This is a genomic window from Bifidobacterium leontopitheci (genome assembly GCF_009193355.1).
Lineage (GTDB): Bacteria > Actinomycetota > Actinomycetes > Actinomycetales > Bifidobacteriaceae > Bifidobacterium > Bifidobacterium leontopitheci.
This window is the reverse complement of record NZ_WBVT01000003.1, coordinates 92887-116024: the sequence shown is the minus strand read 5'-3', so window position 1 is coordinate 116024 and position 23138 is coordinate 92887. Positions and strand designations below refer to the sequence as shown.

General features: G+C 65.6%; 18 protein-coding genes and 1 other RNA gene. 5 read left to right on the top strand and 14 right to left on the bottom strand.

Annotated elements, in window-relative coordinates; genetic code table 11:
- The first annotated feature begins 61 nt into the window (after positions 1-61).
- The gene (locus F7D09_RS01850; RefSeq protein WP_152233730.1) at positions 62-2341 is read left to right on the top strand and encodes a Stk1 family PASTA domain-containing Ser/Thr kinase; all 2280 of its coding nucleotides are present in this window, start codon (positions 62-64) and stop codon (positions 2339-2341) included.
- 233 nt (positions 2342-2574) lie between these two features.
- On the opposite strand, the gene F7D09_RS01845 is transcribed toward F7D09_RS01850, so the two are convergent.
- Positions 2575-3315 (bottom strand): lysophospholipid acyltransferase family protein, encoded by a 741-nt coding sequence (locus F7D09_RS01845; RefSeq protein WP_152233729.1) that lies wholly within the window; start codon positions 3313-3315, stop codon positions 2575-2577.
- A 48-nt stretch (positions 3316-3363) separates the two neighbouring features.
- Between F7D09_RS01845 and F7D09_RS01840 the strand changes: the two genes are divergently transcribed.
- Positions 3364-3942, top strand: coding sequence for a cytochrome c-type biogenesis protein (locus F7D09_RS01840; protein ID WP_152233728.1), 579 nt, complete (start codon positions 3364-3366; stop codon positions 3940-3942).
- Positions 3943-4153: 211 nt separating this feature from the next.
- Here F7D09_RS01840 and trpD read toward each other — a convergent pair whose 3' ends face one another.
- From trpD to hpf, 3 genes are all read right to left on the bottom strand, one after another.
- The gene (gene trpD / locus F7D09_RS01835; RefSeq protein WP_152233727.1) at positions 4154-5209 is read right to left on the bottom strand and encodes an anthranilate phosphoribosyltransferase; all 1056 of its coding nucleotides are present in this window, start codon (positions 5207-5209) and stop codon (positions 4154-4156) included.
- Between the two features lie 323 nt (positions 5210-5532).
- Positions 5533-8478, bottom strand: coding sequence for a preprotein translocase subunit SecA (gene secA, locus F7D09_RS01830; protein WP_152233726.1), 2946 nt, complete (start codon positions 8476-8478; stop codon positions 5533-5535).
- A gap of 218 nt (positions 8479-8696) precedes the next feature.
- On the bottom strand, positions 8697-9374 hold the full coding sequence (gene hpf / locus F7D09_RS01825; RefSeq protein ID WP_152233725.1) for a ribosome hibernation-promoting factor, HPF/YfiA family: 678 nt from the start codon (positions 9372-9374) through the stop codon (positions 8697-8699).
- Positions 9375-9601: 227 nt separating this feature from the next.
- On the opposite strand from hpf, the gene rnpB reads away from it, so the two are divergent.
- An RNA gene (rnpB, locus tag F7D09_RS01820) (RNase P RNA component class A) lies at positions 9602-9966 on the top strand.
- Between the two features lie 53 nt (positions 9967-10019).
- Here rnpB and F7D09_RS01815 read toward each other — a convergent pair.
- From F7D09_RS01815 to F7D09_RS01785, 7 genes are all read right to left on the bottom strand, one after another.
- Positions 10020-10628, bottom strand: a complete 609-nt coding sequence (locus F7D09_RS01815; protein ID WP_193312275.1) for a regulatory protein RecX — start codon at positions 10626-10628, stop codon at positions 10020-10022.
- A 287-nt stretch (positions 10629-10915) separates the two neighbouring features.
- Complete coding sequence (recA, locus tag F7D09_RS01810; RefSeq protein ID WP_152233724.1) at positions 10916-12109, bottom strand: recombinase RecA; 1194 nt, start codon at positions 12107-12109, stop codon at positions 10916-10918.
- Positions 12110-12439: 330 nt separating this feature from the next.
- Positions 12440-12673 (bottom strand): DUF3046 domain-containing protein, encoded by a 234-nt coding sequence (locus tag F7D09_RS01805; protein ID WP_152233723.1) that lies wholly within the window; start codon positions 12671-12673, stop codon positions 12440-12442.
- A 134-nt stretch (positions 12674-12807) separates the two neighbouring features.
- Complete coding sequence (locus F7D09_RS11655; RefSeq protein ID WP_226835849.1) at positions 12808-13317, bottom strand: helix-turn-helix domain-containing protein; 510 nt, start codon at positions 13315-13317, stop codon at positions 12808-12810.
- A 60-nt stretch (positions 13318-13377) separates the two neighbouring features.
- A complete protein-coding gene (locus tag F7D09_RS01795) occupies positions 13378-13959 on the bottom strand; it encodes a CinA family protein (RefSeq protein WP_376862793.1) in 582 nt (193 codons plus the stop codon).
- A gap of 14 nt (positions 13960-13973) precedes the next feature.
- On the bottom strand, positions 13974-14684 hold the full coding sequence (gene pgsA / locus F7D09_RS01790; protein ID WP_376862814.1) for a CDP-diacylglycerol--glycerol-3-phosphate 3-phosphatidyltransferase: 711 nt from the start codon (positions 14682-14684) through the stop codon (positions 13974-13976).
- Positions 14685-14795: 111 nt separating this feature from the next.
- Complete coding sequence (locus F7D09_RS01785) at positions 14796-17822, bottom strand: DNA translocase FtsK (protein ID WP_404979576.1); 3027 nt, start codon at positions 17820-17822, stop codon at positions 14796-14798.
- Between the two features lie 242 nt (positions 17823-18064).
- Between F7D09_RS01785 and F7D09_RS01780 the strand changes: the two genes are divergently transcribed.
- The gene (locus F7D09_RS01780) at positions 18065-18853 is read left to right on the top strand and encodes a Fic/DOC family protein (protein ID WP_152233721.1); all 789 of its coding nucleotides are present in this window, start codon (positions 18065-18067) and stop codon (positions 18851-18853) included.
- Positions 18854-18901: 48 nt separating this feature from the next.
- On the opposite strand, the gene miaA is transcribed toward F7D09_RS01780, so the two are convergent.
- Positions 18902-19903, bottom strand: a complete 1002-nt coding sequence (gene miaA, locus F7D09_RS01775; protein WP_152233720.1) for a tRNA (adenosine(37)-N6)-dimethylallyltransferase MiaA — start codon at positions 19901-19903, stop codon at positions 18902-18904.
- Complete coding sequence (miaB, locus tag F7D09_RS01770; protein WP_193312267.1) at positions 19890-21347, bottom strand: tRNA (N6-isopentenyl adenosine(37)-C2)-methylthiotransferase MiaB; 1458 nt, start codon at positions 21345-21347, stop codon at positions 19890-19892. The genes miaA and miaB overlap by 14 nt, the downstream gene beginning before the upstream one ends.
- A gap of 126 nt (positions 21348-21473) precedes the next feature.
- Here miaB and F7D09_RS01765 point away from each other — a divergent pair, with 126 nt between their 5' ends.
- Complete coding sequence (locus tag F7D09_RS01765) at positions 21474-22211, top strand: GTP pyrophosphokinase (protein WP_193312273.1); 738 nt, start codon at positions 21474-21476, stop codon at positions 22209-22211.
- Here the strand turns inward: F7D09_RS01765 and F7D09_RS01760 are convergent.
- Positions 22168-23136, bottom strand: a complete 969-nt coding sequence (locus F7D09_RS01760) for a DMT family transporter (RefSeq protein ID WP_152233754.1) — start codon at positions 23134-23136, stop codon at positions 22168-22170. The two genes, F7D09_RS01765 and F7D09_RS01760, sit on opposite strands and share 44 nt — an antisense overlap.
- Positions 23137-23138 lie beyond the last annotated feature (2 nt).

Genomic DNA, 23138 nt, shown 5'->3' with positions numbered 1-23138 from the left:
TTTCGCCAACGTATACACTGGAAGACAGCAATCAAGGACGAAGGAACCGTACTATACAATCATGAGTGAAGTCGCATCCACGCCTGAAGGGCAGACGATAGAGGGCCGCTATCGCATTGTGCGCAAGATCGCCGAAGGCGGCATGGCGACGGTGTACGAGGCGGTCGATACGCGGCTGGAACGGCGCGTCGCCATCAAGATCATGCACACACAGCTCGCCCAGGGCGCCCACAGGGCCCAGTTCGTGGAACGGTTCCACCGCGAGGCGAAGTCGGCGGCGTCCATCGCCAACCCGCACATCGTGCAGGTGTACGACACCGGCGAGTTCAACGGGCTCGACTATCTGGTCATGGAGTATGTCCACGGCGTGAATCTGCGGCACGACATGAACCTGCAGGGCACGTTCAGTGTGCGCGAGACGCTGCGCATCGTCTCCGAGACGCTCGACGGCCTCGCCGCCGCTCATCGCGTCGGCGTGGTGCATCGCGACATCAAGCCGGAGAACATCCTCATCAATGACCGCGGCCATGTGCAGATCACCGATTTCGGCCTGGCCAAGGCGGCCTCGCAGGCGACGCTCTCCTCCACCGGCATGCTGCTGGGCACCGCGGCATATCTCGCGCCCGAGATGATCGAGGACAATCAGGCCACCATGCAGGGCGACCTGTACTCCGTGGGCATCATGGCATGGGAGATGCTGACCGGCGATGTGCCGTTCGTCTCGGACAATCCGGTCACCATGGTGTTCAAGCATGTGCATGAGGACGTGCCGTCGCTGACGACGGTCTGCCCCGGCATCGATTCGCATGTCGCCGCGTTCGTCTCTCATCTGACCGCCCGCGCGGTCGAGAAGCGTCCCGCGGATGCGGCGGACGCCTTGCAGGAGCTTCGTCAGATGACCGCCGAGCTGCCGATGGACGCATGGCGCTACCGCAAGCCGGTCCGGAAGGCCGCGGATGCGGGCGCGGACGGACAGCCTGCCGGCGATTTGCGCGACGCCACCGAGCCGGCGTTGGTGGGCGCGCTGCCGGATCCGCCCGTCCCCCCGTTGTTCGGGACGCACGGGCCTCTTGAAGGCAACGCCGCGACCACGGTGCTGCCCCCATCCGCAGGCGGGCCGTCCTCGCAGGACGACGCGGCCATCGACGACACGCTGCCGGGCGCCGGCTCGTCGCCGCGAGTCGTCAGCGCGAAGCCGAAGCCCACGGCCGTCATGCCGAAGGGGCGTGACGGACTGTCCTCTCCGAACGACGTGGCCACCCAGGTCATCGGCGATCTCGATACGCGCGAACCCACGCAGATCATCGGTCTGATGGACGTCAAGCCGCTTGATGGCGGCACCGCGCAGCACGCGAACGACAAGCCGCGCAAACGCAGCCGCAAGCCGCTGATCATCACGCTCGTGGTCGTTCTGGTGCTTGCGGCGGCTTCCGGCGGCACCGGCGCATGGTGGTATTACCTGGGGCCGGGCAGCTACTGGACGCTGCCGCAACCGAGCGACGTCACCTGCACCGCGCAGGCGAACTGCTCGATCGTCGGGGCCTCCTGGAACGAATACCGCAGCACGCTCAACGTGGCGAACATCCCGTTCACCGTGTCCGAAGACTACAGCGACACCGTGGAGAAGGGCAAGATCATCTCCGCCAGCCCCAAGCAGGTCGGCACGCATATCAGCAAGCGGCATGACGGCCGGGTCACCATCACGGTCTCCATGGGAGTGAAGCAGGCGACCGTTCCCGCCGGCGTCGACGATCCGACGACCGCTAACGGCCGCGACCCGATCACCGCGCTCAAGGCGGCGGGCTTCACGAACATCACCGAGGACAAGTCGAAGGAGGAGTACTCCATGGACCTTGCCGAAGGTGTGGTGCAGAGCATATCCGTGAAGCCCGGCGAGACGCTCGACCACAACACGGCCATCACCGTCGTGCTGTCCAAGGGGCCGATGCCGGTCACCATGCCCGATATCGTCGGCAAGACCAAGGACGAGGCGATGACCGCATTGGACAACGCACGGCTCAAGACCACGATCACCGAGCAGAACAGCGACAGCGTGGCCGCCGGCAGCGTGATCTCGGCCTCCCCTGATTCGGGTACGCAGCTGCATTGGGGCGACTCCGCCGAACTGGTCGTCTCCAAGGGACCGGAGACGGCCGACGTGCCCAACCTGGTCGGCAAGAGCAAGGATGAGGCCACCAAGACGCTGGAATCGCTGGGCTTCGAGGTGAAGACGAACGGGCTGAACATCCTCGGCCTGGTGCAACAGCAAAGCGCCAGCGGCAAGACACGGCTACGCGACAAGGACGGCAAGAAGACCGTGATCACGCTGACGGTCGTCTGAGCGCGGCCGATCCGGCATCGGATGGCAGCGGCAATCACCGGTGAGGCCCGGCACGGAAACGAATCCGTGCCGGGCCTCACCGGTTCCGGGGCTTCCCGGCGCCGCGGCGTCAAACGACCAGGCAACCGGACGCACGGGAACGTTCCGACGGACGCCATCGATCCCTATCATTCAACCGTGCGGCCGCTTCTCGCCCGGTTCGACCGCGTCCGCGTCGGCAGTCAGGTCAGCGCTCAGTCTGCGGTCTTCCCATCCGCGCCCGACTGGCCTTCCGCAGCCGCCTGAACGGCCTCCTTCTGCGCCTTGAGCTGCGCCTTCACCTTCTGCGCGTATTCGGGCACGTACTCCTGTCCGCTGAGCTTCTGGATCTCCGCGGTCAGACGGTCGGTGAGCCCGCGCAGGTCATCGTGCGTGATCTCGTCGGCCGCCTTCCTCTCCACATGAATCGGCTTGCCGTAGATCACCTGGGTGCGACCCTTCTTCGGGATGGTCGTGCCGATGGGCTGGAGCTTGTCGGATCCGATGAGCGCGGTCGGCACGATCGGGCAGCCGGTCTCCAGTGCGAGGCGCGCCACGCCGGTGTGACCCTTGTACAGGCGACCGTCCGGACTGCGCGTGCCCTCGATGTGGATGCCGAACAAATGGCCATCCTCGATGATCTCGCGCGCGTGCTCGAGTGCGCCGAGCGACTTGTTGCCGCCGGAACGGTCGACGGGGAACACGCCCACGGACGTGAACCACCATTTCTTGAACTTGCCCTTGATGCCCTTGCCTTCGAAGTATTCGGCCTTGCCCATGAAATGCACCATGCGCGGGCAGGTGATCGGGATGAGGGCGTCGTCGATGACGGCGAGATGGTTCGCCGCGATGATTGCGCCGCCTTCACGGGGGATGTTCTCAAGCCCATGCACGGTGGGCCCCATGCGACGGCGGGCGATCCAACCGAATCCTTTGACGAAGAACCAGTAGAGCATGATTGCCTCCTGCGCGGTTTGACTGGCCGCTTGATTACAGTGGAAAGTATGACCGAACACCACGATACCAGCCCCCACGATACCGGCAACGGCAACGACCCCGATAATGGCCGTGCAGCGAGCGGCGGCACGGACGCCGACCTCGACTGGGCGACGTTCGCCGCCGAACACGCCGAGGACCTGCAGGACGTCGCCTCGTCGCGCAACGCGCGCCGGTTCGAACGTCACGCGCAACGCAAGGAGAAGGAGGCGCTGCTGTCGGTCGCGGACCTTGACGCACGGGCGTTCACCGACGGCTCTCCCGCAGGCGACCGCGACCGAGGCCCGCGTGACCATGTCGGCCGCAGCTGGCTGGATACCGACGACGTGATGGACCGGTACGGCGACGACTTCGTGCCGCCGAATCCGAAGATCGGCCCGGTGAACGCCACGACGCTGGTGCTGTGGATCCTGCTGGTCGGCGGCATCGGCGGCATCATCGCCTCGGTGTTCGTGCCGGCACTGGCGATGGTGCTTGGCTCCGTGTTCGGCTTCTGCGCACTGATCGGCGGCGCCGGCCTGATTCTGCGGCATAAGGGGCACAGTGAGACCCGTTCCGGCCCGTTCGATGACGGCGCCCGGGTCTGATTCCGGCCGATTATCCCTATGATGACGTGATGCCGGTGCGCGTCGCGGTCCGGACTCTTGCTTGCGTCCGGTCATGACGCACACCGGCATCACGTGTTTCCGTAAGTCGGTCACAGGGCCGGCGATGCGAAAGAAGGGGCATCGCCGGCCACCGACGGCGCCGGAATACGGGCATGGCCCGGTCAGGGCCCGGCGGCTCAGGTCAGGCCGTTCAGTCCTTGTCGACCTTGGACTGCGCTGTGGCGATCCAGCGCTCGAACAGCGCTTCGGCCTTGCCGGAGTCGACGGCCTGCTGCGCGAGGTCGTATGCGGTGCGGAACCGTTCGGCCAGCGTCCCTTCGCCGGCCAGATGCCCGTCGGCCACGATGGCGGATGCGGCGTTCAGCAGCGCCGTGGTGCGTGCGGGGATGTCACGGCCGGCGAGGAAGTCGCGGAACGCCTTGGCGTTGACCTCCGGCTCTCCGCCGCGCAGCTGCGTGACGTCGATCTTCTCCAGACCGAGGTCCGTGGTCGGGTCGAAGTCGGTCTCGCTCACCTTGCCGTCGCGGATCTCCCACACGGAGACCGGGCCGGTGGGGGCAAGCTCGTCAAGGCCCTCATGGGACGTGTACACCATGCCGCTCTGGCCGTTGGCCGCATACACGGCCGCCATGATCGGGCTCATCTCGCGCTTGGCGCAACCGATGGCCACATGGGCCGGCTTGGCGGGGTTGGTGAGCGGTCCCAGCACATTAAACACGCACGGGATGCCGAGCGCGGCGCGGATCGGACCGACATAGCGCATGGCGGGGTGGAACGTGCGCGCGAAGGCGAAGGTGATGCCGACCTCGTCGCCCACTTCGGCGACTGCCTTCGGGGTGAGATTCAGCGGCAGGCCGAGCGTCTCGAGCACGTCGGCGGCGCCGCACTTGGACGATGCGGCGCGGTTGCCGTGCTTGACGATCTTCACGCCGGCCGCCGCGGCCGCGACCGAACCCATGGTGGACAGGTTGACCGTCGAGAAACCGTCGCCGCCGGTGCCGACGATGTCGGTCGTCTCGCCGGAGACGTCAAGCGGTACGGCGTGGGCGACCATGGCCTTCGCCGCGCCGGACACTTCGGCCGCGGTCAGGCCCAGCTGCTGTTGCATGGCGAGCGCGGCGCCGACGGCGGCCGGGTTCGCGTTGCCTTGCATCAGATCATCGACGAACCATTCGGATTCCTCTGCACTCAGGTGATGTCCTCCAACCAGCGTGGTGAGAATCGACTTCCATGTGATCTCGTCCATTGTTCCTCCTTGACGACTTCGCGTCTGCTGACGGCTATGGCCCTCATTGTAGCCGCGGCGTATTGCGTGGCCGTGGTTCTTCCATATAGCAGAATGCGATTGCCTATGGCGTCGGCGTTTCACCGAGCCGGAGGATCTGAAAGTGCCGCCGTAACGCGGAGGCAGGATGCGCTTCCGTATTCCGGACATACGAAATGAGGCCCTCCCCTGTTGTCAGGGGAAGGCCTCATCCACTGTCGTCAGTGATTGTCGTCAGTGATGTTTCCGCTCCGTCAGCGGTGTCTCGTCATCGGCAGCCATGTATAGCCGCCGATGACAGCGAATCACTGCTCGTTCTGGCCGTGGCACATCTTGTACTTACGGCCCGAACCGCACGGGCAGGGGGCGTTCTTGCCGGTGCCGGGGAACGTGCGGCCGTCGGCCCACGGGGTCTTCAGCTCGACGTTCTTCGGACGCTTGGAGGTCGGGACCTTGCCTTCAGCGTGGCTGATCGGCGCCGGGCCGACGATCGACGCAGTGGCTTCGCCGGCTTCGGAGGCCTTGGCGGATTCGGCGATGGCGGCGGCGGTCTCCGCGTCCTCCTCCTCGACTTCGCCTTCGGCGGCCTCGGTCTCGGTTTCGCCGTCCTCGTCGGGGCCGGCGGCGTCGGTGGAGACCTCACCGGCATCGGCGTCCTCATCGGCGGAGGAGGTGATGCCGATTTCGGCTTCCGCCTGGTCGACGGCGGCGTCCTCGTCAGATTCGGTCGTCAGGTCCTCGGTGCGGGCCACCTGCTGCACGTCCACGTGGAAGAGCAGCTGGACGGACTCCTCCTTGATCGCCTCGATCATGGAGTTGTACATCTGGAAGCCTTCGCGCTGGTACTCGACCAGCGGGTCGCGCTGGCCCATGCCGCGCAGGCCGATGCCGTCCTTGAGGTAGTCCATCTCATAGAGGTGCTCACGCCACTTGCGGTCGAGCACGGCGAGCACCACGCGGCGCTCGAGCTGGCGCATGCCTTCCTTGCCGACCTTGCCTTCGAGCTCCTCATACTGGTCCTTGGCCTTCGCGACGATGGCGTCACGCACGGCGGCGACGGCCTTCTCGCCCTTCAGCTTGCCTGCCGCGTCCTTGGCCTCGTCCTGATCGAAATCGATCGGGAAGACGGTGCGCAGCGCCTTGAACAGGCCGTCCCAATCCCACTCGGCGGGCTTGTCGGAACCCTTCTGGGCGCCCTTGATGTAGCTTTCGACGGTGTCGCCGATGAAGCGCTCGATATCCTCGTGGATGTCCTCGCCCTTCAGCACGGCCTGACGCTCGGAGTAGATGACGGTACGCTGCTTGTTCATCACGTCGTCGTACTTGAGCACGTTCTTACGAATCTCGAAGTTGCGCGATTCGACGGCCTTTTGTGCGCTGCGTACACCCTTGGAGACGCTCTTGGACTCGATGGGCTCGCCCTCCGGCATGCCCTTGGCCATGACGCGGGCGACGAGCTGCGTGTTGAACAGGCGCATCAGGTCGTCCTCCAGCGACAGGTAGAAGCGGGACTCGCCCGGATCGCCCTGACGACCGGAACGGCCGCGCAGCTGGTTGTCGATACGGCGGGACTCGTGGCGCTCGGTGCCGAGCACGTACAGGCCGCCGAGCTTGACGACCTCCTCATGCTCGTCCTTGACCTGCTCCTTGACTTCGGAGAGGGTGCCCGGCCAACGCTTCTCGTACTCCTCCGGCGTGTCCTCCGGCGAGTAGCCCTCGGACTTGAGCTTGGCGTCGGCGAGGAACTCGACGTTGCCGCCGAGCATGATGTCGGTACCACGACCTGCCATGTTGGTGGCCACGGTAACGGCGCCCTTGCGGCCGGCGACCGCGACAACCGCGGCCTCCTTGGCGTGCTGCTTCGCGTTGAGCACCTGATGCGGGATGCCGGCGACGTCAAGCAGCGAGGAGACGACCTCGGAGGATTCGACGGATGCGGTGCCGAGCAGCACCGGCTGGCCCTTGGCGTGGCGCTTCGCCACATCCTTGACGATGGCGGCGAGCTTCTCCTTCTTCGTGCGGAAGATGAGGTCGTCCTGATCCTTGCGAATCATCGGCTTGTTCGTCGGGATCGGCAGCACGCCCAGCTTGTAGGTGCCCATGAACTCGGCGGCCTCGGTCTCGGCCGTACCGGTCATGCCCGCGAGCTTGTCGTACATGCGGAAGTAGTTCTGCAGGGTGATCGTGGCGAAGGTCTGGTTCTCGGCCTTGATCTCCACGTTCTCCTTGGCTTCGAGCGCCTGGTGCAGGCCCTCGTTGTAACGGCGGCCGGGCAGGATGCGGCCCGTGTGCTCGTCGACGATGAGCACCTCGCCGTGCGTGACCACGTAGTCGCGGTCGCGCAGGAACAGCTCCTTCGCCTTGATGGCGTTGTTGAGGTAGCCGATGAGCGCGGTGTTGCTCGGCTCATACAGGTTGTCGATGCCGAGGAAGTCCTCGACCTTGGTGATGCCCGGGTCGAGGATGCCGACGACCTTCTTCTTCTCGTCGACCTCGTAGTCCTCGTCGCGGGTCAGCTTGGGGACCAGACGCGCGAACGTGCGGTACCAGCGGGTCACGTCGCCTTCGGAGGGGCCGGAGATGATCAGCGGGGTACGGGCCTCGTCGATGAGGATGGAGTCCACCTCGTCGACGATGGCGTAATGATGGCCGCGCTGCACCAGTTCGCTCTTGTCCCACGCCATGTTGTCACGCAGGTAGTCGAAGCCGAACTCGTTGTTGGTTCCGTAGGTGATGTCGGCGTTGTACTGCTTGCGGCGCTCGGCAGGCTTCTGGTCGGTGATGATGCAGCCGACGCTCATGCCGAGGAAGCGGTAGATGCGGCCCATCAGCTCGCTCTGGTAGCTGGCGAGGTAGTCGTTGACGGTGACGACGTGGACTCCCTTGCCCTCCAGCGCGTTGAGGTAGCTGGGCAGCGTGGCGACCAGGGTCTTGCCTTCACCGGTCTTCATCTCGGCGATGTTGCCCCAGTGCAACGCGGCGCCACCCATGAGCTGGACGTCGAAGTGACGCTGGCCGAGGGTGCGCTTGGAGACCTCACGCACCGTGGCGAACGCCTCCGGCATCAGCTTGTCAAGGCTCTCGCCGTTGTCCAGACGCTGCTTGAACTTGGCGGTCTGGCCCTTCAGCTCCTCATCGGACAGCGCTGAAATCTCATCCTCAAGGGCGTTCACGGCCTTGGCCACGTTCTCCAGTTTCTTGAGCTGGTGCCCTTCTCCCATTCGAAGGGCTTTGTCGACGATATCTACCACATTCGCTCCCTGTTTAGCTTTCGTACGTCAACGAGCATAGCCTGATGCCCGGCATCAGGCACAAACTTCATTCATGATAGGCGGACACACGGATTTTGGCGATTCGCTCCGCCCATGACGTCCGCCTGACGAACGTCCTGTTTTGTTCCCCTCACAACGATGTGGCCCGTCCGGACCACTGTTTCCGAACGGGCCACATCATGCGTTGTCGGGGCTGGCTACTCCTCCTTCGCCGCCTTCACGTTCTCGGGGGTGTCGATCTCGAACACGCCGTAGCTCCAGCCGTGGCGGTGGTAGACGACGGACGGACGTCCCGTCGCCTTGTTGACGAACAGGAAGAAGTCATGTCCGATCAGTTCCATCTCGTACAGCGCCTCGTCGATGCTCATCGGCTCTGCGATGTGCAGCTTGCGACGGATCACAATCGGCGTGTCGCCGACCTGGACCTCGACGGACTCGCCCGGTCCCAGATCGGAGGCGACGGCCGCCTCGGGGCTGTTGTTCGGCTCTTCCGGCTCGGTTTCCTCCTCGGGCTCCGGCTCGGGCGCGACAGTGCCGAGATCGACCGGCACCGGGTTGATGTAGCCGCGGCGGTGGTCCTTGCGACGGTCGCGGGCACGGCGCAGACGCAGCGTCAGCTTGTCGAGCGCCATGTCCAGCGCGCTGAACTCGTCCGTGCTGGAAGCCTCGGCGCGAACCACGGTGCTGCCTGCGATCACGGTGATCTCGACGCGCTTGGCGGTGTCGGCCTGACGCGGATTGCCCTCGTGCGTCAGCACGATCTGCGCGCGCTGCGCGTCCGGAGCGATAGCGGTCACACGATTCATCTTGCTTTCGACGACGTCACGGAACTTCTGCTTGACCTGCGTATGACGTCCGGTTACGACGATTTCCATGTTGACCTCCCTGGACTCAAGCGGTGTCACCCGCTGGTTGTGTGTCGGACGGCTTCTTCACCGCCCGGGTATGTTTCATTGTAGCCGAACATCGGGTGAACGGCCGGCTAACTCGCCAAAAGAAATAAGTTTCTTTTTTCCCAGTGTTTCGTAACGTAGGCATGGTTGAATGTGTCGGTTGCCCATCGGAACGGCGTTTCTCCGGCCCGTATGTATAATGAATCCCCTGAGACCCCCAGATGGCCGCGGCCGCGTCATTCATTTGGCAAGGCTGAGGAACTTCCGGGCTCCATAGAGCACGATGGCGGATAACGTCCGCCCAGGGCGACCTGAGAGATAGCGCAGCAGAGAACAGACCGCCCGTCCTCGACGGGTAAGGGTGAAACGGCGGTGTAAGAGACCACCGGGCCGCTGGCAACAGTCGGCCGCATGGCAAGCCTCATCGGGAGCAAGGCCAAGCAGATGGCGGTAAGGGCTGCTCGCCCGTGCCATCGGGTAGGCCGCTAGAGCCTGACGGCAACGTCAGGTCGAGATGGATGGTCATCCGCGTGGCGACACGCGACAGAACCCGGGGTATCGGGGGTCTCACATCACTGTTTTCCGGCCGGATCCGCCAGGCCGGTCTCCCCCGATACGGGTTTCCCTTCAGTCGAAGCAGTCGTGGGCGACTTCACGCAGGATTGCCGGATCATGCCCCTTGCGGCCGCCCGCCGACCAGAACCGGCGTTTGCGCACCTCAGGCTCAAGCCCTTGCGTCTTCGCCGCATAGCGGCGTCCCAGCTCCCAGGCGCATTCCTCGAACACGCCCTCGTCACGCGCCTGATCGCACACGCGCCTGGCGAGGGACCTTTCGACGCCCTTGCGCGTCATCTCCGCAAACGTTCCCCGGTATCCGAGAAGACGGCCTGCACAGTACCGAATCGCGGAGCGCGCATACTCCTCGTCGTCCACCAGACCGACTTCGACCAGCCTGGCCACGACCCGCTCCACGACATCGGCATCATATCCCTTGCCGCGCAATCGTTCGGCCAACGCACCGGAAGGGCGCGGCGCCGCATCCAGCAGACGCAGCGCCGCCTCACGGCAGGCATCGGCATCCCGGGCGTCGTCCCGCTCATGGGCCGACTCCGTCTTGGTCCCGGGATTGCCGGCAAACCCGCCTCTCCCCGCGGAACGGGAACGACGGGAGCCGTGACGGGAGTATCCGCCGGTTCGCCGTCCGCCGGAATATCCTCCGCCGACATTCCGGGCCATGCCACGCCCGGTTCCCGTGCCGCCGAACACGGGAACCGCATACGCATCGCCAGACGGTCCGTGCTCCGCCGACCCGGCTTCCTCCGACGACTCGAAGCCCTCAGCCGGCGCGATGTTCCGGGCTGCTGCGGCGTCCTGAGTGGATACGGCGTCCGAAGCGGCCCCCGCCGGCCGTGCCGTCGAAGAGTCAAGCCGTGCCGAACCGAATTGCACCGGAACGTCGCGCAAGTGGTCCTGCTCGCCGCCGATCCTCGGCGGATGGGCGGCGAGGAACTCGCCGACCTCGATCATGCGGTCTTGGCGGACTTGTCACCGCCATCCACCGGCTGCGCCTGCCCCTGCTCGCCGACATCGTTCCGGGCCTGTTCGTCGTCGCCTTCGGCGAGCTGGTCCGGCGTCTCGATCAGGCCGAAGGCGGCCTTGACCTTGTTGCCGATCTCTTCGGTGACATCCGGGTTCTCCTTGAGGAACTTGCGGACGTTCTCGCGTCCCTGCCCGAGCTGGTCGCCGTCATAGGTGAACCACGAACCGGACTTCTTGACCACGTTGCATTGCAACGCCATGTCCAGCACGGAGCCTTCCTTGGAGATGCCCTCGCCATACAGGACATCGAATTCCGCGGACTTGAAAGGCGGCGCCATCTTGTTCTTGACGACCTTCACCTTGGTTCGGTTGCCGACCGCCTCGTCACCGTTCTTGATGGTCTGGATCCTGCGGATGTCAAGGCGCACGGAAGCATAGAACTTCAGGGCCTTGCCGCCGGTCGTGGTCTCGGGGCTGCCGAAGAACACGCCGATCTTCTCGCGCAGCTGGTTGATGAAGATGGCGGTGGTGTTGGCCTGCGCCAACGCTCCCGTCATCTTGCGCAGCGCCTGGCTCATGAGCCTGGCCTGCAAACCGACATGGCTGTCCCCCATGTCGCCTTCGATCTCCGCCTTCGGCACCAGAGCCGCGACCGAATCGATGACGATGACGTCAAGCGCGCCGGAACGAATCAGCATGTCGGCGATCTCCAGCGCCTGCTCGCCGTTATCCGGCTGGGAGACGATCAGCGAGTCGGTATCCACGCCCAGATGACGCGCATACACCGGGTCGAGCGCGTGCTCGGCGTCAATGAACGCCGCCACGCCGCCGTTCTTCTGCGCGTTGGCCACCACATGCAGCGCCAGCGTCGTCTTGCCAGACGATTCAGGTCCGTAAATCTCCACGATGCGGCCACGAGGCAGGCCGCCGATGCCCAACGCCAGATCCAAGGCCAGCGATCCCGTCGGGATCACCTCGACGTTCTGCATGGGCTTGTCGCCAAGGCGCATGGCCGAGCCCTTGCCGAAGTTCTTCTCGACCTGCTCAAGCGCGGAATCAAGCGCGGCCTTGCGCCGCGGGTCGATGCCGTGATCGGCGGCGCCATTGTCGGCAGCGGGTCGCGTCGCCGAGGACTTCGCGGCCTTCGTGCCGTCCTTCGCCGTGGTACGTGTTGCCATCTCATTCTCCTTTACCCATATCATTGCGGCGCGTCGGCCCATACCGGCCCCCATCGGAGCGAATCCGTGGAATATGACGCGGTTCCACGCTACGGTTCACGTGCCGCGCTCGGCAAGCCGAACCCGGCATTGTGGTCGGAGCTTCGCTCCGGCGCCGATATCGACACCGCGAAACGCTTCCGACGCAAGGCTTCCATCGGCGTGTCGCCTCCACGTGGGTCACCGCACCGCCCTGTGGATAACCATACACCAATAGACGAACATCCGTTCGACAATCGTGGTTGTCAGCGTGTCATCCATGCGAACATGCAATCGTACGGCATGGATTGTCTAGCGCGCCGGCAACGGAGGCGCATTGTGCCCATGCCCCCATCGCTGCGGGTCCGCGATCCCCATATGGTCGCACAGCACATTCCACACGACGCGCGGCTGTTCCCCATCGTCGAGCGCCTCGGCCGCGCTCCTGCCGCCCAACGCGTCCAGCCGCTGGTCCTTGACCACGCTGCGGCCGTATCCGCGGCCGAACACCTCATCGACCAGTTCCCAGAATTCTCGTTCACGCATGGCATCACAGTGTACCCGGCCGCGCGTCCATCGCCCCGCATCATCAGCGGCGCACCCCGCGCATACGGCGGGGCCGTTCGCGGGCATTGCCCATGCCCGCGAACGGCCCCGCCGAACTCGCCTGCCAATGACGGCTAACGGCTCACCGCATCCAGATAATCCGCCACCATACGCAGCATCTGCGCGGTGGTCACCCCCAAGGAGCCGGCGATGGAGCTCAACAGCTCGGAGCTGGCCTCCTTCTGGCCACGTTCCACCTCGGACAGGTATCCAAGCGACACGCCGGCCTTCTCGCTGACCTCACGAAGCGTCTTGTTGTCGTGGGTCCGCAACTCCCGGAGCACATGTCCGATGGCCTCACGCAACGACACGTCACGTCCTTCGGGGCGGACGACCGGCTGCGGCGCGACCACCGGCTGCGGCTTCTCCTCGAAGGAGTCCTCCGCAAGACGCATGCGGTTGATTTCCGCCTGACGCTCGTCCTTGGCCTTTTTCGCGGCGCGCGCGCGAAGCACCTGCTGCTGGGCGAACAGCACCGCACGGCGTTGCGCCGGGGTCAAATCGCGCATACGCGCGGTTCCGGCCTGTACGACCGGAATGCCCGTCGTGTCCATCCGTTCACCAGTTCGGGTCATCATCTCCATGGGACCCTCCTTTCGCCTTGTCCGACTGATACTACATTCATCAACCGTCAGACGTCGGTTTTATTCCTGCGAAACGTCTGTGAGTTCCCTCACGATTGACAGAAGGCCATGCACCGTACGCCTGCGAACCTGCTCGCGCGTACCGTCAAGCCGCAGTTCCCTGGCGATCAGAAGATCCCGCCCATCGCCTGTCAGCTCGCCTGGCAGGCGGCATCCCACATAGACCAGACCGGCGGGTTTGCCGCCATCGGGTCCGGGACCCGCCACCCCCGTGGTGGACAGCCCGACGATGCGCCCCTCATACTCCGGCTGGCCATACAGCCGCGACACGCCGGCGGCCATCTGCCGGGCCACCTCCGGGTGGACCGCGCCCTCACGCTCCAGCAGGTCACGGTCCACGCCCAGAATCGAGGCCTTGGCCCTGATGTCATAGGTGACCGCCGATCCAAGGAACACCCGGGACGCCCCCGGGATCCGCACGAAGGCGTCCGCGAGCAGGCCGCCCGTCAGCGATTCGGCGCATGCGATATGCGCCCCGCGGCGCTCGCACAGTCTCAGCAGCCCGCCGGCAAGCTCATCGCATGCATTGCCCTCGAAATCCGACTCATCACGCATCCCCGACGGCGATTCGTCCATGTTCATACGCTACGCCCGAATCACTTGTCGCGCTTGCCGAAGGTGTTCACCAGATATACGCCGCCGGAGTACAGGCACAGGATGAGCGCCACATAGATCAGCGTGTAGGTGAGCGTGTAGTAGACGGTCATCCACATGGGGGCGGTCTGCGCGGGGTTGAGCACCCACATGGGCAGCATCAGCATCGACAGGCCGATGCACTGGAACAGCGTCTTGAGCTTGCCCGGCCACGCGGCGGCGATCACCTTGCCTCCCGGACGCTCCATCACGAAGAATCGCATGACCGTGATGCCGACCTCGCGCACGAGGAACAGCGCCACGACGACCCATCCCAGCCAGACCGGCCCGAGCTCGCCGAACGCTGCGGCCACGATGAGGGCGCCGCATGTCAGCAGCTTGTCGGCGATGGGGTCCATGAGCTTGCCGAGCTCCGTGACCTGATGGTACTTGCGCGCCATCCAGCCGTCCAGCTTATCCGTGGAGGCGGCGAGGATGAACAGCACCGCGGCCGTCCAGCGCATCGGGATGTTGCCCTCGCCCCATGGGCCGGCGGTGATGTACAGCGAGAGGAAAATCACCACGAGCACGATGCGCGAATAGGTGACGAGGTTCGGCGGCGCGTTCCATCCGTCGAACAGCGAGCCGGAGGACTTCCCCTGGCCTTCCGCCGCGCCGTCCGTGACTGTTGCCGTATCGTTGACTGTTGTTTCGTTGCTCATGGTATTCACGATACCCGCACACTACTACGTTACATGAACGGCACATGCGCGAATGCTGACAATTGCGTCCCCATATCACGAAAACCAGTCTCCCGCGCCCCAGCGCGCCGGCGCCGGCGCAGGTCAGGCCTCGTCCTGCGCCGGAGGTTGGGTGTGCTGCAACGTATCGGTCTGCCCTTTGATGAAGGCGAGCACGGCGGGCAGGTCCTGCGGCTGGACCAGCACCTGACGGGCCTTCGACCCTTCCGAAGGGCCGACCACGCCGCGCGACTCGAGCAGGTCCATGAGACGGCCCGCCTTGGCGAAGCCGACACGCAGCTTGCGCTGCAGCATCGACGTGGAGCCGAACTGCGTGGTGACGACCAGCTCGGCCGCCTGCAGCAGCACGTCCATGTCGTCGCCGATCTCCTCGTCAGGTTCGACGGCCGTCTTGTCCGCATCCTTGGCCATCTGCTCGATGTCCTCGCGGTAGTGAGGCTTGCGCTGGGTGCGCACGAACTCGACCGCCTTGCGGATCTCCGACTCGTTGACCCACGAGCCCTGCACGCGAATCGGCTTCATGGAGCCCATCGGCAGGAACAGCGCGTCACCCTGGCCGATCAGCGTCTCGGCGCCGACTGAATCGAGGATGACCCTCGAATCGGTGGCCGACGACGTGGCAAACGCGAGCCTGGAGGGGATGTTCGCCTTGATCAGGCCGGTGACGACGTCGACGGACGGACGCTGCGTGGCGAGCACCAGATGCACGCCGGCGGCTCGCGCGAGCTGCGTGATGCGCTGGATGGAGCTTTCCACATCGTTCTTCGCGACCATCATGAGGTCGGCCATCTCGTCGACGACGACCAGCAGGTACGGGTACGGGGCGACCTTGCGGTTGGAACCGGCCGGCGCGTGCACCTTGCCGGCGCGCACCGCCTCATTGAAGTCCTTGACATGGCGGAATCCGAAGAACTGCAGGTCGTCGTAGCGCGCGTCCATCTCCTTGACCACCCATTCAAGCGCCTGCGCGGCCTTCTTCGGATCGGTGATGATCGGCGTGAGCAGATGCGGGATGCCCGCGTACGCGGACAGTTCGACGCGCTTGGGGTCGACCATGATCAGGCGGACCTGCTCGGGGGTGGCCCGCATGATGATCGACATGAGCATCGAGTTGATGAAGCTGGACTTGCCCGATCCGGTGGCGCCGGCGACGAGCAGATGCGGCATCTTGGTCAGGTCGGCGGTGACGAAATGCCCTTCGACATCCTTGCCGACGCCGGCGAGCATCGGATTGGGGTCGCTCATCGCCTTATCGGACCGCAGCACGTCGCCCAGATGGACGATCTCACGGTCGTCGTTCGGGATCTCGATGCCGATGGCGGACTTGCCGGGGATCGGCGACAGGATGCGCACGTCCGAGCTGGCCACCGAATAGGCGATGTTCTTCTGCAGGTTGGTGACCTTCTCGACCTTGACGCCGGGGCCGAGCTCCACCTCGTACTGCGTGACCGACGGCCCGCGCAGGAACCCGACCACCTTGGCGTCCACGTTGAACTGCTGGAACGTGGAGGTGAGGGCGCGGATCACCCGGTCGTTGGCCGGCGTGCGCACGGCGTGGGGGCGGCCGTGCGACAGCATGTTGAGGTCCGGAAGCTGGTATGGGCGTTCGTCGCCGCCCGCGGGGGCGAGCTCCTCGAGGTTGGGGTTCATCGGCTCGCCGCCGTCCGGCTGCCCATCCGACATGGTCGGTGCGGCGGCCGTGTCGGAGGCCGCCGGCACCGCGGCCCATGGGTCGGCGGCGGACGAGGCGACTGACGGGGCGGCGCCGGCGGACGGCGTAGCCGGGAACTGCGTGGCTGCATCCGTCGGGAATGCGGCATCCGCCTGCATGGCCTGCGTCGCCGCGTCGGACGATACCGTACGCGGCGTTGGGGTCGCCGGTGATGCGGCGGCATCCTGCCACATGCCCGTCGCGGCTGCACCATCGGCGACGGACGATGCCGGCATATGGCCGGATAGCGGCGACGTCACCGCCGGCAACGTCACCGCCGGCAACGTCGCGGCCAGCGATGCCGCCGGCATGAAGGAGCCGGAGGATGCAGTGGCGGCGTTCGCCGCCGCGCCTGCGGCGGCGCCCATCGCCGCGCCGAGCGTGGAGGAGACGGTCCGCGGGATCACGTTGCCGTGCTCGTCCAATGACGTTTCGGCCGCCTGACCGTGCCGGCTTGCGGCATGGGCGAACGGGTCGTCGCCCTCATACCGGTCGAGCGCGGCATCCTGTCGGTCATGGTTGCGCCGACGGAACAGCTTGGACAGCCATCCGCCGACCGAAGACCGCGGACCGGCCCCCTGCCCGGTTTCCTCGTCGGTGCCGTCGTGGGCGGGCACGCCTTCGGCGAAGGCGAGCGTGTCGTCCTCGCCGTCGCCGACGCGAATCTCGTTCGGGAACTGCATATCGTCAGCCGGCAGGTCATCCGGCGCACCGTCGCCGCGTTTCGCGACATCGGGGTGAATCGTACGCTGCCGGAACATCGCGGCGAGGGTGCGGCAGCGGTCGGGGATCTCGGTCACATGGGTACGCGTGATCATCAGCAGCGCGAACAGGCCTACCACGACGAACACGATCGCCGCGAACACCTTCGACAGCCCCCATGCCAACGGCGAACCCAGTATGAAGCCGAGCAGGCCGCCGGCGCGCTGCAGCAGCCCGATGTCGAACGAACGGGCGTCGGCCGCCACGAGCACGTCGATAACCGAGCACACCGACCACAACAGCAGTGCCCAGCCGGCCACCACACGCGGATTGTCCGAGTTCCTGCCGCTGTTGCGGATCAGACGGAACGCGACGATCACCAGCAGCACCGGAAGCACGACGCTCATCACGCCGAGGACCCCGGACGAGAACGCATGCAGGATGCGTCCGAGCACGCCGTTGACGCGGAACCATTCCGACGCACAGAAGAACACGGCAAGCACGATCAGCAGGAAGCACAGGCCGTCACGGCGATAGACTGGGTCGAATTCGCCCACGCCCGCGACGGAGCGCACCAGCGATCCGAACCCCCTCGGAATCGCCAGCGCGACGCGCTTCCACAGCGGCTCCTGCTCCGGCTGATCGTCATGGTCGCCGGAGTCACGCCCGGCGGCGCGCCCGGAGGCGCCGCCGCGGATCGTCCTGCCGGCGACGTCGACGTTGCGCGCCGACGTCGAACGTGATGTACGACGGGGCCCCCGCGCGTCCCCTGCAGGGTCGCCCGCGCCCGTCCCCCCGCGCGCGGATGTGGAGGACCTGTGTTCTGATGAGGAAGTTGTTCGTGCCATAGCGTCTTCAGATTCTACCCATCGCCCGTCATTTTGCCGACATTCGCGTCGAAACGGCCTGCGGGGCGTCCCGGCGCATGTACCATCTAACTATGACTCCTGCGGAACGTGCGAGCGCAGTCGCATTTGCACTCAAAAACTGCGCATTGGAAGCGATGGTGCCCGGTGATGCCACAATGCGTGCGGCGCAGGCCTACGAACGCGGCGACGCCGACGTCTCCCGGCTGATCGACGCGGCGGACCGGGAGACGTCGGGAATCGTGAGCGGGAGGCTTGCCGACGGCAGTCTGGACGATCATGCCGCCGACCACGCCGGCAGCATATTCGCCAGGACCGTGCTGCTGGTCGAACGGCGGTGGAATCCGAGCGGCGACCTGGATGAGCTCATCGCCATCCATCGCGGCCTGTTCGACGGCGTGTTCGCCGACGCCGGACGGCTGCGGACGTCCAACACCACGCGCGAAATCACCGACAACCATGCGCGGGCGCGCAATCCGGAGGCGTTCTTCCCCGCCCAGCTCATCGAGACGGGCGCGCTGAACATCGCCACCGAACTGGCCGATTCACGAAACCTCGGCAATCTCGACCGTGACGTGTTCGTCCACGAGCTCGCCCGCATCTACGACGAGCTCGGATATCTGCACCCGTTCAAGGGCGGCAACGCCATGACCCTGCGGATGTTCGCCTCGCGTCTCGCCCATGACGCCGGATGGGACCTCGACTGGGGCCCGGTGACCCGCGCCATGTACAAGACGGCCAAGCACGCCGCGTACGGCGGTGACATCAGCGCCTTCGAGCGCCTGTTCGCACTCATGGTGAGGCCGGCGAACCCGACGCGCGTGTTCCTCATCGCCGGATGGAGCCAGGGCCCGGCGCACTGATCGCATCGCTCCGGCGGCTGAATCTTCGCGGCCGCCGGAGCTGGTCATCTATGCGATATCGCCCAGATGATGCTGGGTGTAGGCGTCCGCCTGCGCGTCGATGGCGTCGTAGTCGCCCGCATCGGCATGGGCGATGATGGCCATCGCATTGTCGACGAGCGCCGGATTGAGCGCCTGCAGCCAGTGGATGCGCGGGTCACGGCCGAACCATCCCATCTGTTTGCGCGCCAGGCGTTTCGTTTTCTGGGCGATGTCGAACCGCGTGTCGTCCAGGTCCTGCAGGCCGTCGAGATAGTCGATGACCTGCTGGTAGCCGAGCGCGCGGCCGGCCGTCGCCCCGAGCCGGGGACGCAGGCGTTCCACTTCGCCGACGAATCCGTCCTCGAGCATCGCCGCAGTGCGCAGGTCGATGCGCCGGTCGAGCTCCTCGCGCGGCAGGTCAAGCCCGATCTGCACGGAGGGGATCACATACCGGTATCGCGGCAGGCTCGCCGAATACGGCTTGCCGGTCAGCTCGATGACCTCCAGCGCGCGGATGGTGCGCCGCGGGTTGCGCGGGTCCATGCGGGAGGCGGCCTCGGGGTCCTTGGCGCGCAGCTCCTCGAACAATGCGCCCGCACCTTCCCGTCTCTCCCGCTCTTCAAGCCGGGCGCGGATGTCCGGGTCCGTTCCGGGGAACGATATGTCGTCGAGCGCGGCCCTGGCGTACAGTCCCGAGCCGCCGACGAGGATCGGGCGGATGCCGCGCGACTGCAGGTCATGGATCGTCTCGCGGACGATCCTCTGGAACCGCGCGACGGTCATCGTCTCATCGGGCTCGATGATGTCGATGAGGTGGTGAGGCACCTCCGCCTGCTCCTCGGCCGTCGGCTTCGCCGTGCCGATATCCATGCCGCGGTACATCTGGTAGGCGTCGGCGTTCACGATCTCGGCCTGCCCCCCACGCTCGCGCAACGCCTTCGCGACGGCGATGCCCAGCCCCGTCTTCCCGGACGCGGTGGGTCCGACGATGGAGACGACGCGATCGGTACCGATTTCAGTGCCTGACATGATAGGTCTGCCCCTTGCCGAGGTCCGGGTCGGCGATCAGGTTGTGACGGCCCGCATGCGTGACGGTAGCGGTGACGAAATCGCCGACCGTGGGCATGGGCTGCCCCTCGGGCGCGCCGATGTGGACCAGCACACCGGTGCGCTCCCTGCCGGTGACACGGTGCGTCGCCGCGTCCTTCTTGCCCTGCGTGCCGGTGATCATCACCTCGACGTCGCGGCCTTCGAACTTGGCCAGCTCCTCCTCGGTGATCTGCTCCTGCAGCCGCACAAGCCGGTCGAACCGCTCCTGAACCACATCATGCGGCACCTGCGGCATGGATGCGGCGGGCGTGCCGGGGCGCGGCGAATACTCGAAGGTGAACGCGGACTGGAACCGTGCCTGACGGACCACGTCCATCGTCGCCTCGAAGTCCTCGTCCGTCTCGCCCGGGAATCCGACGATGATATCGGTGCTGATCTGGGCGTCCGGCATGGCCTCGCGCACCTTGTGCAGGATGCCGAGGAACCGTTCGGAGCGGTAGGAACGACGCATGGCGCGCAGAATCCGGTCGGAACCGGATTGCAGCGGCATGTGCAGCTGGTGCATGACGTTCGGCGTCTCGGCCATCGCCTCGATGACGTCATCGGTGAACGCCGCCGGATGAGGCGACGTGAACCGCACGCGCTCCAGCCCCTCGATGTCGCCGCAGGCGCGCAGCAACTTGGAGAAGGCGTACCGGTCACCGATCGAATAGCCGTACGAGTTCACGTTCTGCCCGAGCAGCGTGACCTCCTTGGCGCCGCTGTCCACGCAACGCCGGATCTCGGCGAGGATGTCCCCCGGACGACGGTCATGCTCACGACCTCGGGTGGTCGGCACGATGCAGAACGTGCAGGTGTTGTTGCAGCCGATGGAGATCGACACCCAGCTGGACACCTTCGAGGCGCGCGCGGCGGGAAGCTGGCTGGGGAAGTAGTCCAGATCCTCCTTGACTTCGACCTGGCAGGTGCCTGCAAGCCGTGCCTGGTCCAGCAGACGGGGCAGCGAGCCGATGTTCTTGGTGCCGAACACCGCGTCCACCCACGGCGTGCGCTGCGCGATGCGCTGACGGTCCAGCTGGGCCATGCAGCCGCCCACGGCGATCTGCATGTTCGGGTGCGTGCGCTTGAGGTCGGCCCACAGTCCGATGGTGCCGTACATGCGCTCGGCCGCGTTCTCCCTGACCGCGCAGGTGTTCATCACAATCAGGTCGACGTCCTTGTCCGCCGCCTGCTCCTCGGTCGCCGGCACATAGCCTTCCTGTTCGAGCACGCCGGCGATGCGCTCGGAGTCATGCACGTTCATCTGGCAGCCCAGCGTATGCACGTAGAACACGCCTCGGCCCCGGCCCTGCCCCATCCGGCCTGCGGCGGGATCGGCCGTCACGGACGCGCGTTCGGCCTGTGTCATCATGTCTTCGTTCATGACACACCATCGTAACTATTGCCCACGCCAGCGGCGACGGGCCGGGGCCGCGCAACCCGCTGACGCCGGCGTCGCGAGCGTGACGGCACAGGAATTTTTCAGTTCCTCCGCAACCTCGCGGCTATGATGGTGACCGTGATACTTGACCGACAAAGCCGCATCAACACCAATGACCTGAAGGCGCGTCTCGATGCCGTCAGCGGCGACAGGCCACGGTTCTCCACGCAGGAGCTGACCGAGTTCGTCAACCTCATGCAGGTCTATGAAGGCGCCATGTACGAGATCAGCACGAAACTGGAGATCCTCGATTCCGAATTCCAGGTGCGCTTCGCCCATGACCCGATCCATCACATGGAGCGCAGGCTGAAGTCGGTGAATTCGATCATCGGCAAGCTCAAGCGCAAGGGGCTGCCCGTCAGCGTCGCCTCGATCAAGGACAACCTGTTCGACGTGGCCGGCATCAGGGTGATCTGCAACTACCGTGACGACGTGTACTCCGTGTCGAACTACCTGTCGGCCCAGAACGACATCTCCGTGCTGCGGGTCAAGGACTACATCAAGAACCCCAAGCAGAACGGCTACCGTTCGCTGCATGTGATCTACGCCGTGCCGGTGTTCCTGTCGTCGGGTGCGCACTATACGCCGGTCGAGGTCCAGTTCCGCACCATCGCCATGGATTATTGGGCGAGCCTGGAGCACGCGCTGCGATACAAGACCGACCTGCCGGACGCCAAGCTGGCCGAGCACTCGCAGACTCTGCTGGATTGCGCGCGCAGCCTGCAGAACATCGAGACGCAGATGCAGAACATCCACCGCGACATCAACGGCGCGCCTCAGGTCGAGGAGACGCCGAAGGCCGGCTGATCCTGACCTGCGCGAGCATGGTGCCGGCAAAGATCAGCGCGCAACCGACATACCCCCGTGCCGTCATCGTCTCGCCGAGCAGCAACGCGCCGCCGAGAACCGAGAAGAACGATTCGAGCGACATGATCAGCGAGGCGCGCGTCGGCGGCACCCATTGCTGGCCGATGACCTGCAGCGTGTAGGCGATGCCCACCGATCCTATGCCGGCGTACAGCACCGCGGGCCATGCCGCGGCAGCGCCCTGCCAGTTCACGGAGCCCTCGAGGAGAGAGCCCGCCCAGCTCAGCGCCGCCGTGGTGACGAACTGGATGAATGAGAGTTTCAGCGGCTCGACGCGCGAGCCCATCGTGTCGATCACGAGGATGTGGGCGGCGAACAGGACCGCGGTGAACAGCAGCAGCAGGTCGGCCATGGTCAGCGAGCCGAATCCGTCGGTGATGCAGAGCAGGTAGAATCCGGCGACCGCAAGGGCCACCGCGATGACGGTCATGATGTTCACCCGGCGGTGTTGGAAAACGAACGCCAGCAGTGGAACCATGACGATGTAGAGCGCCGTGATGAAGCCGGCGCGTCCGGCGTTGCGCCCATAGAGGATGCCGTACTGCTGCAGGGTGCTGGCCAGGAACAGGAACACCCCGCAGATGACGCCGACCCATAGCGGGTCTGCCAGCAGGCCGCCGATGCCGTCGCGCGGACGGGACATTTGCGCTGACGCTCGTTCGGCGGGGGTGATGGAGGCCGCATCGGCAGACGAACCGACGGCGGTCTGGCGTCTGCTTCGCCACCACAGCAATGGCAGGAGCGACATCGCTCCGAGCGTGAACCGGGCCGCGTTGAAGAACAGTGGGGTCATGGAGTCCATGCCCTGCACCTGCGAGACGAAGGCGAAACCCCAGATCAGCGCGGTCAGCAGCAGGCATCCCATAC